This window comes from Methylobacterium sp. TK31 (assembly GCF_055361545.1).
On the sequence record NZ_CM143964.1, the window covers coordinates 2,119,605 to 2,132,540 of the forward strand.

13 protein-coding genes are annotated in these 12,936 nt (G+C 71.7%); 2 read left to right on the top strand and 11 right to left on the bottom strand.

Annotated features, from left to right (window positions below):
* Positions 1 to 7: 7 nt before the first annotated feature.
* Complete coding sequence (locus tag ACXJY8_RS09750) at positions 8 to 712, bottom strand: ceramidase domain-containing protein (RefSeq protein ID WP_463779341.1); 705 nt, start codon at positions 710 to 712, stop codon at positions 8 to 10.
* A 98-nt stretch (positions 713 to 810) separates the two neighbouring features.
* Between ACXJY8_RS09750 and xth the strand changes: the two genes are divergently transcribed.
* Together xth and ACXJY8_RS09760 are read left to right on the top strand one after the other, a co-directional pair.
* On the top strand, positions 811 to 1,605 hold the full coding sequence (gene xth, locus ACXJY8_RS09755; protein WP_463779343.1) for an exodeoxyribonuclease III: 795 nt from the start codon (positions 811 to 813) through the stop codon (positions 1,603 to 1,605).
* 64 nt (positions 1,606 to 1,669) lie between these two features.
* Positions 1,670 to 2,299: a glutathione S-transferase family protein gene (locus tag ACXJY8_RS09760; protein ID WP_463779345.1), complete on the top strand. Its 630-nt coding sequence runs from the start codon at positions 1,670 to 1,672 to the stop codon at positions 2,297 to 2,299.
* 25 nt (positions 2,300 to 2,324) lie between these two features.
* Here ACXJY8_RS09760 and ACXJY8_RS09765 read toward each other — a convergent pair whose 3' ends face one another.
* The 10 genes from ACXJY8_RS09765 to ACXJY8_RS09810 form a co-directional block, all read right to left on the bottom strand.
* Positions 2,325 to 3,149, bottom strand: a complete 825-nt coding sequence (locus ACXJY8_RS09765; RefSeq protein WP_463780496.1) for a tetratricopeptide repeat protein — start codon at positions 3,147 to 3,149, stop codon at positions 2,325 to 2,327.
* A 61-nt stretch (positions 3,150 to 3,210) separates the two neighbouring features.
* A complete protein-coding gene (gene ilvD, locus ACXJY8_RS09770; RefSeq protein WP_463779348.1) occupies positions 3,211 to 4,941 on the bottom strand; it encodes a dihydroxy-acid dehydratase in 1,731 nt (576 codons plus the stop codon).
* Between the two features lie 342 nt (positions 4,942 to 5,283).
* Positions 5,284 to 6,111, bottom strand: a complete 828-nt coding sequence (gene eutC, locus ACXJY8_RS09775) for an ethanolamine ammonia-lyase subunit EutC (RefSeq protein WP_463779350.1) — start codon at positions 6,109 to 6,111, stop codon at positions 5,284 to 5,286.
* Entirely contained in the window at positions 6,108 to 7,505 is a 1,398-nt protein-coding gene (locus ACXJY8_RS09780) for an ethanolamine ammonia-lyase subunit EutB (RefSeq protein ID WP_463779355.1), read from the bottom strand. The genes eutC and ACXJY8_RS09780 overlap by 4 nt, the downstream gene beginning before the upstream one ends.
* 88 nt (positions 7,506 to 7,593) lie before the next feature.
* Positions 7,594 to 8,454, bottom strand: a complete 861-nt coding sequence (locus ACXJY8_RS09785; RefSeq protein WP_463780500.1) for a transglutaminase-like domain-containing protein — start codon at positions 8,452 to 8,454, stop codon at positions 7,594 to 7,596.
* A 139-nt stretch (positions 8,455 to 8,593) separates the two neighbouring features.
* Entirely contained in the window at positions 8,594 to 9,187 is a 594-nt protein-coding gene (locus tag ACXJY8_RS09790; protein ID WP_463779359.1) for a LutC/YkgG family protein, read from the bottom strand.
* A complete protein-coding gene (locus ACXJY8_RS09795) occupies positions 9,184 to 10,815 on the bottom strand; it encodes a lactate utilization protein B (protein ID WP_463779361.1) in 1,632 nt (543 codons plus the stop codon). The genes ACXJY8_RS09790 and ACXJY8_RS09795 overlap by 4 nt, the downstream gene beginning before the upstream one ends.
* The gene (locus ACXJY8_RS09800) at positions 10,812 to 11,555 is read right to left on the bottom strand and encodes a (Fe-S)-binding protein (protein ID WP_463779363.1); all 744 of its coding nucleotides are present in this window, start codon (positions 11,553 to 11,555) and stop codon (positions 10,812 to 10,814) included. The genes ACXJY8_RS09795 and ACXJY8_RS09800 overlap by 4 nt, the downstream gene beginning before the upstream one ends.
* A gap of 303 nt (positions 11,556 to 11,858) precedes the next feature.
* Positions 11,859 to 12,533 carry a LysE family translocator gene (locus ACXJY8_RS09805; RefSeq protein WP_463779366.1) on the bottom strand — a complete coding sequence of 225 codons (675 nt, stop codon included), beginning with the start codon at positions 12,531 to 12,533 and terminating at the stop codon, positions 11,859 to 11,861.
* Positions 12,530 to 12,805, bottom strand: a complete 276-nt coding sequence (locus tag ACXJY8_RS09810; protein WP_463779368.1) for a hypothetical protein — start codon at positions 12,803 to 12,805, stop codon at positions 12,530 to 12,532. The genes ACXJY8_RS09805 and ACXJY8_RS09810 overlap by 4 nt, the downstream gene beginning before the upstream one ends.
* Positions 12,806 to 12,936: the final 131 nt, after the last annotated feature.

Consider the following 12,936-nt stretch of genomic DNA (forward strand, 5'->3'; position numbering starts at 1 on the left):
CCCGGCGTTACGATCGGCGCCGACGGTAGCGGGCCGCGACGGCGATCAGCCCGTAGAGCACGGCGGCGTTGAGGAGGTGCCAGAGCGCGTGGGTCCCCAGCGGCCAGACCGGGCAGACCGCCCGGTCGAGGGTCCGGAAGGCGAGCGAGGCGGAAAACAGCGCGGCGATGCCGAGGAGGGCGAGGCCGGCCTCGTGCCGGGCGGGGCCGAGGGGGCAGCCCTGCGGCGCCAGCAGGCCCGCGGCCACACCCGCCAGCGCCAGGATCGCGGGGGCGTAGCCGATCGAGCCGTTGGTGAGCGCGTCCATCGACCGGCCGGTCAGCCCGTCGAGGGCCGGTTCCAGCCCGACATTGACGGCCGCGAAGGCCAGGGTGGCGGCCAGGGCCGCCCCGAGCCCGAGGCCGAAGTAGCGCCGCATCGCCAGCAGGAAGTAGGCGTAGATGAACAGCGCGATCGGGATGACGTCGGCCAGCAGCGACCAGCGCACCGCCAGGGTGTGGAACAGGAACGAGCCGACGCCCACCACCGCCACCAGGGCGCTGAGCAGGAGGGCGGGCCCATCGCCCGTCCCGGCGCGGCGCACCCGCCACGCCGCCAGGCCGGCGGCGACCAGGAAGGCGCCGTTCGAGAGCGCGTTGACCGGCTCAGCCCAGAAGCCGGCATCGCCCCGCTCGCAATAGGCGCTGATCGGCGTCAGCCAGTCCCCGTCCATCCGGACCTCTCCGTTGTCGCGCGTCACGCCTTGCCAGCCCGCGACGAAGGCCCGATGACGGACACCCTCGCGCAAAGACCCTCAGAGACTCCCAGCCCATGCGGATCGCCACCTGGAACGTCAATTCGATCAAGCAGCGGGTCGGGCACCTCGTCGGCTTCCTCGACGAGGCCAAGCCCGACGTGGTCTGCCTGCAGGAGCTGAAGACCCAGGACGAGGGCTTCCCCCGGGCGGAGATCGAAGCGGCGGGCTACGCCGTCGAGACCCTCGGCCAGAAGGCCTATAACGGCGTCGCCCTGCTGGTGCGCGCGCCCCTGGCGATGTCCGAGATCCGCCGCGGCCTGCCGGGCGACGACACCGACGAGCAGGCCCGCTACGTCGAGGCGCTGGTCTCCGGCGATGGGGTGCGCCCCGTGCGGGTCGCCTCGATCTACCTGCCCAATGGCAACCCGGTCGACAGCCCGAAATACCCCTACAAGCTCGGCTTCCTGGAGCGGCTGCGTGTCCACGCCCGGGCCCTGCGCGAGGCCGAGGAGGCGGTGGTGCTGGCGGGCGACTACAACGTCATCCCCGAGCCGGAGGACGCCGCCGACCCCGAGGCCTGGCGGGCGGACGCGCTGTTCCTGCCCCAGAGCCGGGCGGCGTTCCGGGCGCTGCTCGCCGAGGGCTATACCGACGCCCTGCGCGCCTGCGACCCGCGGCCCGGGCTCTACACCTTCTGGGACTACCAGGCGGGGGCCTGGAACCGGAACGCCGGCATCCGGATCGACCACCTCCTGCTCTCGCCCCAGGCCGCCGACCGGCTGGTCTCGGCCTCGGTGCAGAAGCACCTGCGCGGCCTGGAGAAGCCCTCCGACCACGTGCCGGTCACGGCCGAACTCACGGACGCGTGAGCGAACGATCCGGTCTCCCGCGGGTTGGGCCTGCACCGATCCCCCCACATGGAGGCTGTCCCGCGTGAAACTCTACGGTACCGGCTATTCGCCCTACGTCCGCAAGGTCCTCGTCGCCCTGGCCGAGAAGGGAAGAGAGGCGGAACACATCCCGCTGTTCTTCCACGCCAAGGATCCGGCCTTCCAGGCGGCGAGTCCGCTGGGCAAGATTCCCGCCTTCGACGACGACGGCTTCCTGCTCGCCGATTCCTCGGCGATCCTGACCTACCTGGAGGCGAAGTTTCCGAGCCCGGCGCTGTTCCCGTCCGAGGCCAAGGCGCGCGGCCGCGCGATCTGGTTCGACAAGTACGGCGACACCGAGATGTTCGACGTCATCATCAAGCCCTTCGCCAACCGGGTGGTGAAGCCGAAGCTGCTCGGGCAGCCCGGGGACGAGGAGGCGGTCGCCAAGGCCCTCACCGAGGAACTGCCGAAGATCTACGATTATCTCGAGGGGCAGATCGACGGGCCCTACCTCGTGGGCGACGCCTTCAGCATCGCGGACATCTCGGTCGTCACGGGCTTCCACAACCTGCATCTGGCCGGCGAATCCGTCGACGCCGCGCGCTGGCCGAAGCTCGCCGGCTACGTCACCGCGACCCTGGCGCGGCCGTCCTTCGTGACGGCGCTCGCGGCCCGGACCTCGCCGAACTGATCGCGGGGGTGCGCCGGTCCGGTCCTCAGCGCCGGCGGCGCGCCGATCCCGTCACCTGCGCGCTGGCCTGCGAGGCCTGCGCCATCGCGGTGGCGCGGTCCTCCTCGCTGGCCGAGGCCCAGGCCTTCTCGTAGAGGGCGACGATCCAGTCGTCCTTGCGGCCCTGGGCGGCGTCCCGGGCCATGGAGAGCCACATCAGCCCGCGGGCGCGCTGGGCCGGCACGCCCTGGCCGTTGACGAGGAGCTGGCCGAGGAGGGCCTGCGCCGGGGCGTGACCCTTCTCCGCGGCGAGGTTGAACCAGCGCGCGGCCTGGCGCGCGTCGGTGTCGACGCCGGTGCCGTCGAGGTAGAGCCGGCCGAGATTGTACTGCGCGTTCGGGTCGCCGAAATACGAGGCGGCGTAGTTGAACATGTCGTAGGCGCGCTCGGGGTTCGGGCGCACGTAGGTGCCCTTGATCCCCTCGAGGAAGTAGGTGCCGAGCGCCGTGAAGGCACTGGCGACCACGCCCGAGTTCTGGGCGTCCGGCCCCTCGTCGGTGGTGTCGTCGGCGATGCGCGAGAAGAACTCGAAGGCCTTGAGGTCGTCGTGAGGGACGCCGTCGCCCTCGGCATACATGCGACCGAGCTTCCACAGCGCCAGGGCATGGCCCTGGTCGGCGGCGTATTCGAGGGCGCGGGCGGCCCCCTCCTTGTCCCCGGCATTGTAGTCGCGCACGCCCATGCGCAGGGCCTCGCGGGCACTGCGGTAATTGCCGCCGGGCACCGGCGTCCGGGCGGTGGCGTCGAGGGCCGCCGCCGGAGCCAGGCCGAGGAGCACGAGCCCGGCCGCCGCGGCGAACCGCCGGCCCATCAGGGCCAGCGGCCGATCCCGGGCGGCCCGCACCGGCCGCATGGCGCGGCCGTGGGCTGTCCTAGACATCCGCATAGGTGTGCGTCTCCTCGGCGCCGCCCGGATGGGTCACCGCGCCGTTCACCGCCGGACCGACGGTCTGCTGGTACTTCCACAGGTAGCCGGAGGTGGCCGAGTTGGTGCGCGGGCCCCAGGCGGCCCGGCGCTGGGCGAACTCCTCGTCGGAGACCGCCACGTCGAGGGTGCCCTTGATCGCATCGAGGGTGATGACGTCGCCGTCGCGGATCAGGCCGATCGGACCGCCGACGGCGGCCTCGGGCCCGACATGGCCGACGCAGAAGCCGCGGGTGGCCCCCGAGAAGCGCCCGTCGGTGATCAGCGCGACCTTGTCGCCCATACCCTGGCCGTAGAGGGCCGCGGTGGTGGACAGCATCTCGCGCATGCCGGGGCCGCCCTTCGGGCCCTCGTAGCGGATGACGAGGACCTCGCCCTCCTTGTAGGTGCGCTTCTGGACGGCCTCGAAGCAGGCCTCCTCGCCGTCGAAGACGCGGGCCGGGCCGGTGAAGACCTGCTTCTCCTCCGACATGCCGGCGACCTTCACGATGGCGCCCTCGGGAGCGAGGTTGCCGCGCAGGCCGACAACGCCGCCGGTGGGGGTCAGGGGCGTGCCGGCGGAGCGGACCACGTCCTGGTCCGGGTTCCAGTGCACCTTCTCCATGTTCTCCGCCATGGTGCGGCCGGTGACCGTCATGCAGTCGCCGTACAGGAAGCCGTGGTCGAGGAGCGTCTTCAGCAGGAGCGGGATGCCGCCGACCTCGAACATGTCCTTGGCGACGTAGCGCCCGCCCGGCTTCAGGTCGGCGATGTAGGGCGTCCGCTTGAAGACCTCGGCCACGTCGAACAGGTCGAACTTGATGCCGCACTCGTGGGCGATCGCCGGCAGGTGCAGGGCCGCGTTGGTGGAGCCGCCCGACGCCGCGACGGCGGCCGCCGCGTTCTCGAGGCTCTTGCGGGTGACGATGTCGCGCGGGCGGATGTTCTTGGCGATGAGCTCCATCACCTTCTCGCCCGCGGTCATGCAGAATCTGTCGCGGATCTCGTAGGGCGCCGGGGCGCCGGCCGAGTAGGGCAGCGCCAGGCCGATGGCCTCGGAGACGGTGGCCATGGTGTTGGCGGTGAACTGCGCGCCGCAGGCGCCGGCCGACGGGCAGGCGACCTGCTCCAGTTCGTCGAGATCCTCGAGGGACATGTCGCCGACCGCGACCTTGCCGACGGCCTCGAACAGGTCCTGCACCGTCACCGGCCGGCCGCGGAACGAGCCGGGCAGGATCGAGCCGCCGTAGATGAAGATCGACGGCACGTTGAGGCGCACCATCGACATCATCATGCCGGGCAGGGACTTGTCGCAGCCGGCCAGGCCCACGAGGGCGTCGTAGGCGTGGCCGCGCATGGTCAGCTCGACCGAATCGGCGATGACCTCGCGGGAGGGCAGCGAGGCGCGCATGCCGGCATGGCCCATGGCGATGCCGTCCGTCACCGTGATGGTGCAGAACTCGCGCGGGGTGCCGTTGGCGGCCGAGACGCCCTTCTTCACCGCCTGCGCCTGGCGCATCAGCGAGATGTTGCAGGGTGCGGCCTCGTTCCAGCAGGAGGCGACCCCCACCAGGGGCTGGTGAATCTGCTCGCGGGTCAGGCCCATGGCATAGAGGTACGAGCGGTGGGGAGCGCGCTCGGGCCCTTCCGTGACATGGCGGCTCGGAAGCTTCGACTTGTCGGTTTTCGGCGCGTCCATCGTTCGTCTCACCACCCCGGCCTGATACGCATGTGTGGGTTCGGAGCGACCGCGAACAGATGGGCGCGTTCCGGGGAAACCCACGGCGCGCGGCCCCATCGGACCGTTTCTCGGAAAGCGTCTGAACTCCGCGGTAAAGCGTTGGGGGACTTATCGTTTACCGCGCTTGCTGAGGTGGTCCCGGTTTATGGCGGGATCGCGGCGGCGAGAGGGGTCTCCCAAGGCAAAACCGGGATGCTTTCGGGGTGTTGCGACCCCGCCACAGCCACGCTTCGGGAGGGGATTTCTTCCGAACGACCTGAAGCGATAACGGTTTTCGTGCCCGGGCCGCGCGCGGAGGCCTCAGGCGCCCGGGGGCGGCCCCGATCCGTCGCCCAGCAAGGTCGGCTCCGGGGCGGCGTCGAGGGCGGGGCCGCTGCCGTCCTTGAGGGTCACGCCCGAGATCCCGAGGGCAAAGGCCTGGGTCAGGAGCCAGTCGAGCTTGAAGGCGGCCCGATCGTGCGAGAGCCCGGCCGGGCGCACGTTCGAGATGCAGTTGCGCTCGGCATCCGAGCGCCCCACCCGCGGGCCGAAGGTGAGGTAGAGCCCGAGGCTGTCCGGCGAGGACAGGCCGGGCCGCTCGCCGATGATCACCACCACGGCGCGGGCCTGGAGCGCGGCGCCGATGCCGTCGCCCAGCGCCACCCGCGCCTGCGTCGCCACCACCACCGGGGCGAGGCGCCAGCCGGCCCGGTCGACGTGCGGCTTGAAGGCGGCCAGGAAGCCCGCCGCCCCCTCGTGCACGGCCCGGGCCGAGAGCCCGTCGGCGACCACGAGGGCGAGGTCGACCGGGCCGCCGCCGCGGGCGGCGAGCGCCGCGGCGCCCTCCTCCGTCAGGGCGCGGCCGAGGTCCGGCCGGCGCAGGTAGGTCGCCCGGTCCGGCGCGGCGGAGGCCACGGGAATCGTCTCGAACCCGAGGGCCTCGATGCCGGCGCTCACCGCCCCGGCGTCGAGGGGCGTGTGCACCGCGTCCCGGGCCTGGGCATGGGCCAGGCCGAAGCGCAGGACCTCCCGGGTCGGCAGGCCGGAGCCGGCCCGGCCGAGGCCGATGCGGGCGGGGGTGAGTTTCGCGAGCCGGGCCCAGGGATCGGAGTCCGGTCGGGTCTCGTCGGCGGTGCGGTCGGCGCTCATGCGGCGAGACCGCGATCGGACAGACCCGGCGCCGCCGCGATCAGGCGGGCGCTCGGCCCCTCCGGCAGCAGGGCGCCGTCCGCGTCGGTCAGGCCGATCCGCTCCAGCCAGGCCTCGAATTCCGGGGCGCGCCTCAGGCCGAGCACCTCGCGCAGGTAGAGCGAATCGTGAAACGAGGTGGACTGGTAGTTCAGCATCACGTCGTCGGCGCCAGGAATGCCCATGACGAAGTTGCAGCCGGCCGCGCCCAGCAGGGTCAGCAGGGTGTCCATGTCGTTCTGGTCGGCCTCGGCGTGGTTGGTGTAGCAGACGTCCACCCCCAGCGGCACGCCCATGAGCTTGCCGCAGAAGTGGTCCTCGAGCCCGGCCCGGATGATCTCCTTGCCGTCGTAGAGGTATTCCGGTCCGATGAAGCCCACCACGGTGTTGACGAGCAGCGGCCGGAACGGGCGCGCCACCGCGTAGGCCCGGGCCTCCAGGGTCTGCTGGTCGATGCCGTGGTGCTGGCCGGCCGAGAGGGCCGAGCCCTGCCCGGTCTCGAAGTACATGCAGTTGTCGCCCACCGTGCCGCGCTTGAGGGCCAGCGCCGCCTCGTGCGCCTCCTTGAGGATCGCCAGGGTGACGCCGAAGCCGGCATTGGCCCCTTGCGTGCCCGCGATCGACTGGAACACCAGGTCGACCGGCAGGCCCCGGTTCATCGCCTCGATCGTCGTGGTGACGTGGGTGAGGATGCAGCCCTGCGTCGGGATCTCCAGGCGCCGGATCAGGTCGTCGAAGAGGTGGAGCAGGCCGCTCAGGGTCGCGACGGAATCGGAGGCCGGGTTCAGGCCGATCACGGCGTCGCCGCAGCCGTAGGACAGCCCGTCGAGGATCGAGGCGGTGATGCCGGCGGCGTCGTCGGTGGGGTGGTTGGGCTGCAGCCGCACGGCGAGACGCCCCGGCAGCCCGATGGTGTTGCGGAAGCGCGTGACCACCCGGCACTTGCGGGCCACCAGGATCAGGTCCTGGTTGCGCATGATCTTGCAGACCGCCGCCGCGATCTCCGGCGTCACCCCGGGGGCGATCCGCGCCAGGGTTTCCGACGGGGCGGTGAGCAGGAACTCGCGGAAGTCGCCCACGGTGAGGTGGGCGATCTCGGCGAAGGCCGCCGCGTCGTGGCCGTCGAGGATGAGGCGGGTGACGTCGTCGGCCTCGTAGGCAATCAGGGGGCGGGCCAGGATCTCGCTCAGGGACACCTCGGCGAGGCACCAGCGCGCGGCCACCTCCTCCTCGGCGGATTCGGCCGCGATGCCGGCGAGCCGGTCGCCTGAGCGCACCGGCGTCGCCTTCGCCATCAGGGCGGCGAGATCGGCGAAGACGTGGGTCCGCGGACCGACGACGTGACGATAGGCCATGGCGCGACGTCCTCCGTGAATCATCCACATCGCGCCCCGGCCGGCTTCGGCAAGGGCGTCGTCGGCAGCCCCTGCCCGGGCGCCGCGCTCAGGCCGCGCCCGCGTGCGGGGCCGGTTCCTCGGTGGAGATCGCGTCGACGGTGCGCTGGGGCGGGCTGCCCTGCCCGTCCGCCCGCACGATGCGGATCTGCTGGTTGACCGGCTGCATGTTGCCCCAGGGCGTCGAGAACGCGATCTCGGCGGCGTCGCGGCCGACGCCGATGCGCACGAGCCCGTCGAGGTCGGCCTGGCGCGTGGCGTCGAACAGCCACCAGCGCCCGTCGAGATAGGCCTCGAACACGGCGTGGAAGTCGCTCGGTACGAGGCCGTGGGCGTAGCAGCTGACGAAGCGGGCCGGGATGCCGAGCGCCCGGCAGAAGGCGGTGCCGATATGCGCGAAGTCGCGGCAGACGCCGGCCCGCTTCAGCAGGCTCTCGTCGGCGGTGGTCTCGCCGTCGCTGGTGCCGGGCTGGTAGGTCAGGTGGTCGTGGATCCAGTTGCAGATCGCGTTGACGCGCTGGTGCCCCTTGGGCAGCGCCCCGAACTCGGCCAGCGCGAAGGGCGTCAGCCGGTCGGAGGAGACGAACCGGCTCGGCAGCAGGAAGGGCAGGATGTCGAGGGGCAGCTGCGCGATCGGCGTCTCGTTGATCGTCGCCGGGTCGGCCCGGTGCACGGTCAGATCGACCTCGGCGGTGTAGTCCAGCGAGAACTGCCCCACCGGCACGTTCACGCCGAGATAGCGGTTCTGCAGGTCGGGCGTGACGTAGATGTCGCGCCTGAGGTTCGGCGAGAGGACCAGGCTCTCGTTGAGGATCTCGACGCTGCGCAGGCGCGCGACCTCGAGGTTGAAGATGAAGGTCGTGTCCGAGAGGATGTTGTAGGATAGATTGCAGCCCAGTTGATAGCGCACCATCCACTCCTTGCTGGCAGGTCGCGGCCCCCCAGCATAGCAAGGATCGCGCCTCCGGGGGCGGCCCCGCGCCGCCGATCCTCGAGCCCCGCACCCCGGGTTCCCTTCGGCCTTGCGGCCCCCGCGCCGCGGGTCCGCGTCAGCCCCGCGGCGCCAGGATCACGGTGAGCGAGCGCACCCCCTGCGCGCCGTGGATCAGCACGCCCTCGATGTCGGCGGTGGCCGAGGGGCCGGTATGGAGCACGGCGTAATCGGCGCGCGCGAAGTCCGGGCGGCGGTAGGCCGCCTGGATGTTCACCAGGATGTCGGCCGGGTCGAGCAGCACCACGAGGTGCTGGGCGAGGTAGGCGACGGCGTTCACCTGCAATTCGGCCTGGGTGAACAGCACCGAGCCGGTCTCGGCCACCCCGAACACCGCCCGCACGATGGCGACGTCGACGTCGGCGAGGTCCTGCGGCCGGGCGACGGCGGTCAGGTCGCGGTTGCCCGTGAATTCCGGCACCGCGGAGGCGATGACCGCCGCGCCGTCCAGGCGCTCGCGCACGCTGGCGAACAGGTCCCCGCCGGTGGGCGCCTCGGCGAGCCGCCCGCCCATGCGCTTCAGGCGCTCGCCGAACTCGGCGACGTGGTCGTCGCCGACCAGCGGCGCGAAGAGCGGCACCTCCGGCAGCGGATGCGCGCCGGCCGGGCGGTTCCGGCGGATGCGCGCCAGGGTGTCTTCGCGGACGCTCATTTCCCACCCTTCGTCGTATCGCCGCTCTTCTTGGCGCCCGCCTTCGCCATGCGGTTCTGCTTGTACCAGGCGTGGAAGGTCTGGCGCGGGGCCTCGGGCATCTCGCGGCCCTTCCCCCAGGTGTTGAGCGGGTTGTAGACGGCGAAGCGCGGCAGCACCTTGAGGGCGGAATCGGCGGCCCCGATGGCGGCGCGGTAGGTGGCCGGGCGGCTCAGCACCTGGCCGGCGGCCTTCATCATGCCCTGCTTGAGGAGCGGGATCTGGTGCTCCTCGGCCAGGACCTTGCGCCAGGCGAAGATCTGCTCGTGGATGTTGATCTTCACCGGGCAGACGTTGGTGCAGGAGCCGTTCATCGTCGAGGAGAACGGCAGGGTCGAGTATTTCCGCTTGTTGAAGGTCGGGTCGATGATCAGCCCGATCGGCCCCGAATAGGTGGCCCCGTAGGAGAGGCCCCCCGAGCGCCGGTAGACCGGGCAGGTATTCATGCAGGCCCCGCAGCGGATGCATTTCAGCGAGGTCCAGAACTCCTCCATGCCGAGGCGCTCGGAGCGGCCGTTGTCGACCAGCACGTAATGCATCTCGGTGCCCTTCCGCGGCGCCCGGAAATGCGAGGTGTACTGGGTGATCGGCGAGCCGAGCGCCGAGCGCGAGAGCAGGCGCAGGAACACGCCGAGATGCTCGATGCGCGGGATCAGCTTCTCGATGCCGATGGAGTGGATCTGGAGCTTGGGCACGTTGCCCGAGAGGTCGGCATTGCCCTCGTTGGTGCAGGTCACCACCGTGCCGGTCTCCGCGATGGCGAAGTTGCAGCCGGTCAGTCCCGCATCCGCCTCCAGGATGAGCGGGCGCGTGTGCATGCGCTGGCTCTCGGCGAGGTAGTGCGCGTCGTCGTTCTCCGGGTCGGTCCCCATGGTGCGGGAGAAGACCTCGGCCACGTCGAAGCGGGTCTTGTGCACGGCCGGCACCACCACGTGGCTCGGCTCCTCGTTGTCGAGCTGCTGGATGCGCTCGCCGAGATCGGTCTCGATCACCGCGATGCCGGTGCCGGCCATGTAGTGCCGGAAGCCGCATTCCTCGGTGAGCATCGACTTCGACTTGATCAGCGATTTGGCGCCGTGATCCTTGAGGATGCCGTGGACGATGCGGTTGTGCTCGGCCCCGTCGGCGGCCCAGTGCACCTGGACGCCGTTGGCCTTGGCCTGGGCCTCGAACTGCTCGAGGTAGCGGTCGAGATGGCTGAGGGTGTGCGTCTTGATCTGGGAGGCGAGCTCGCGCAACTCTTCCCATTCGGGGATGCCGAAGGCGGCGGTGTCGCGCTTGGTGCGCAGGTCCCAGAGCCGGGCGTCGTGCGCCTTCTGGTGCAGGGGTGCTGCGAGGAAGCGCTCGGCGGCCTCGGCCTGGTCGATCGGCCGGTCGCCGCGGATCTTGGCGCCGCGCGGCTGCGGCTCCCGGGGCGCCTTCGGGGAGGCGGCTCCGGCCGCGATCGGCCGCGAGGCGCCCTCGGCGTGCTGCAGGCGCCGGCCGTCCTGTCCCCGCTCGCTCTCGTCGGTCGCGGCCATCACCTCCGGATGGATCACGCCGTCGCGCCGCGCGTCGTCGCGGGGCCGGAGTTCATCGGACGCGCTCATGCGGTCGCTCCATTGAGGATGCGGGCGATGTGGATGAACTTGAGCGGCACGCCGATCCGCTCGGCGCAGCCCTTCTGGTGCATCATGCAGGAGGAATCCGCCGAGACGACGTATTCGGCCCCCGCCTGGGCGTGGTCCGAGACCTTGTCGTAGCCCATCTTGGCCGAGACGGCGGGCTCGAACACCGAGAAGGTGCCGCCGAAGCCGCAGCACTCGTCGGGCCGGGCCGGGGCCACGATCTCGATGCCCTTGACCTTCTTCAGGAGATCGAGGGGCTTGGAAAAGAACGGCGCGTTCAGCTCGGACGGGCGGGCATGGTGGATGCCCCGGAGCGCGTTGCAATTGCCGTGGTAGCCGACCCGGTGCGGGAACTCCGCCCAGGGGAATTCGTCGACCTTGAGGATGTCGTGCAGGAACTCGACCAGCTCGAAGGTCTTGGCGCGCACGGCCTTGACCTCGTCCGTCTGCGGGATCGCCGTGAGGTGCTCGCGCACCTGGTGCACGCAGGAGCCGGACGGGGCCACCACGTAGTCGAAGGGCGCGAAGTTCTTGACGAACAGCGCCTCGGTGGCGGCCGCCTCGGCGTGGCAGCCGGTGTTGGTCATCGGCTGGCCGCAGCAGGTCTGGTCGAAGGGGTAGTCCACGTCGAGGCCGAAGCGCTCCAGCAATTCCAGCGTGGCGATCCCCACCTCCGGCTCGAAGGCGTCGACGTAGCACGGCACGAACAGTCCGATGCGCATGGCGTTTCCTGGCCCCCCGCGCCCGCCGGGACGCCCCGCCGGCCGCATTGGAAATGTTCTACTCTTGGGCCGGGTTTAGAGCATCGGGCCGGAAAGGGGAAACCGGATTCGCGCGCGCCCGTGAGAGCTTGTCGGCGCGTCCGCCGGCCGGCCGGATGCCTTGCGAGGACCGGATGCCTTGCGAAGACCGAAAGCTTTGCGAGGAATTGCGAGATCTGACTGCGTCGAGATCCGGGCGTTCCGGGCGTGCGGCTCAGAGGCGGCGTCGCCTCCCCGCCGTTCCCGCCCCGAGCCGCCAGCCGCTCAGCGCGGCGCCGGGCCGGGGGCGGCGATTTCCGCGGCCCCGCGGTGTGCCGGGCCCTCGAGGCTGCCGGCCAGGCCCCTGGCGAGCAGGCTCAGGGCAAGGGCCGCGAGGAGGAGGCCGGCGGCCTGGTTCAGCCGGGTCAGGGCGCGGCTGGTCACGCAGCCCCGGAACAGGGACACGGCGGTGTTGAGCAGGAGCCACCAGCTAAACGAGCCCAGGAACACCCCCGCGGCCAGCACCGGGAGCGGCGCGGCCCCGGGCGCGAGGAGGCTCGGCATGGCGGCGAGGAACAGCACGGGGGTGACCGGGTTCGTCAGGGCCAGGCCCACGGCGCTGCCGTAGCTCGCCGCGAGGGTGCGGCGGCGCTCGCCCGTCTCCCGCAGCACCGAGACGCGGCGCAGCACCCGGATGGCGAGGGCGAGCAGCACCGCCCCCGAGACCAGGGAGAGCAGGGCCGCGTTGGAGCCCGCCCCGGCGACGTCCGCGCCCCAGCGCCCCGCCAGGGTCCCGTAGGTCAGGTGCACGGTGGCGACCCCGAGGCCGGTGGCGAGCCCGGTAGGCAGGCCCCCCGCCAGGGTGCGCTGGATGCAGAGGAGGCTGGTCGGGCCGATCGGCGCGGCGATGGAGAGGCCGAGGCTCGCGCCGGCGAGCAGGGACGTGGCGAGGACGCTCACGGCGCCCGGAAGGCGGGCTCGTCCGCCGCCCGGTCGCGGGGCGAGGCGCCGGCCCGCGACTCCGTCGCGGCGCGCTCGGCCTCCGGGCATCCGATCTGGACCCGCTCCAGGGCCGACGAGGCCTGGGCGCAGGCGAGGTCCGGCAGGTCGTCGAGCTCGTCGGCCGCGGCCGCCGAGACCAGCGGCGCGCAGGACAGGGCAAAGGACAGGACGGCGACGCCCGCGAGGGTGCCGATGACGGTTCCGGAGATGGGTCTGGCGCTGGTTCTCATGGCGGTTTCTCCCGTGGGCCGCCAGTCTAGGGACGGGCCGGATGCGGGCATCCACCGTCCGGCGGATGGCCTCGCCGCGCCCGCCGGCGCCGCCGCCCCGGGCGCCGGCCGGTGCCGGAAAGCGCCGTTCC

Bases quoted from the DNA above. Each gene is read 5' to 3' on its own strand.
- ACXJY8_RS09790 (WP_463779359.1), bottom strand. From the start codon at position 9,187: ATGAGCGTCCGCGAAGACACCCTGGCGCGCATCCGCCGGAACCGCCCG.
- ACXJY8_RS09750 (WP_463779341.1), bottom strand. From the start codon at position 712: ATGGACGGGGACTGGCTGACGCCGATCAGCGCCTATTGCGAGCGGGGC.
- ACXJY8_RS09780 (WP_463779355.1), bottom strand. From the start codon at position 7,505: ATGGCCTATCGTCACGTCGTCGGTCCGCGGACCCACGTCTTCGCCGAT.
- ACXJY8_RS09810 (WP_463779368.1), bottom strand. From the start codon at position 12,805: ATGAGAACCAGCGCCAGACCCATCTCCGGAACCGTCATCGGCACCCTC.
- eutC (WP_463779350.1), bottom strand. From the start codon at position 6,111: ATGAGCGCCGACCGCACCGCCGACGAGACCCGACCGGACTCCGATCCC.
- ACXJY8_RS09795 (WP_463779361.1), bottom strand. From the start codon at position 10,815: ATGAGCGCGTCCGATGAACTCCGGCCCCGCGACGACGCGCGGCGCGAC.
- xth (WP_463779343.1), top strand. From the start codon at position 811: ATGCGGATCGCCACCTGGAACGTCAATTCGATCAAGCAGCGGGTCGGG.
- ACXJY8_RS09765 (WP_463780496.1), bottom strand. From the start codon at position 3,149: ATGGGCCGGCGGTTCGCCGCGGCGGCCGGGCTCGTGCTCCTCGGCCTG.
- ilvD (WP_463779348.1), bottom strand. From the start codon at position 4,941: ATGGACGCGCCGAAAACCGACAAGTCGAAGCTTCCGAGCCGCCATGTC.
- ACXJY8_RS09800 (WP_463779363.1), bottom strand. From the start codon at position 11,555: ATGCGCATCGGACTGTTCGTGCCGTGCTACGTCGACGCCTTCGAGCCG.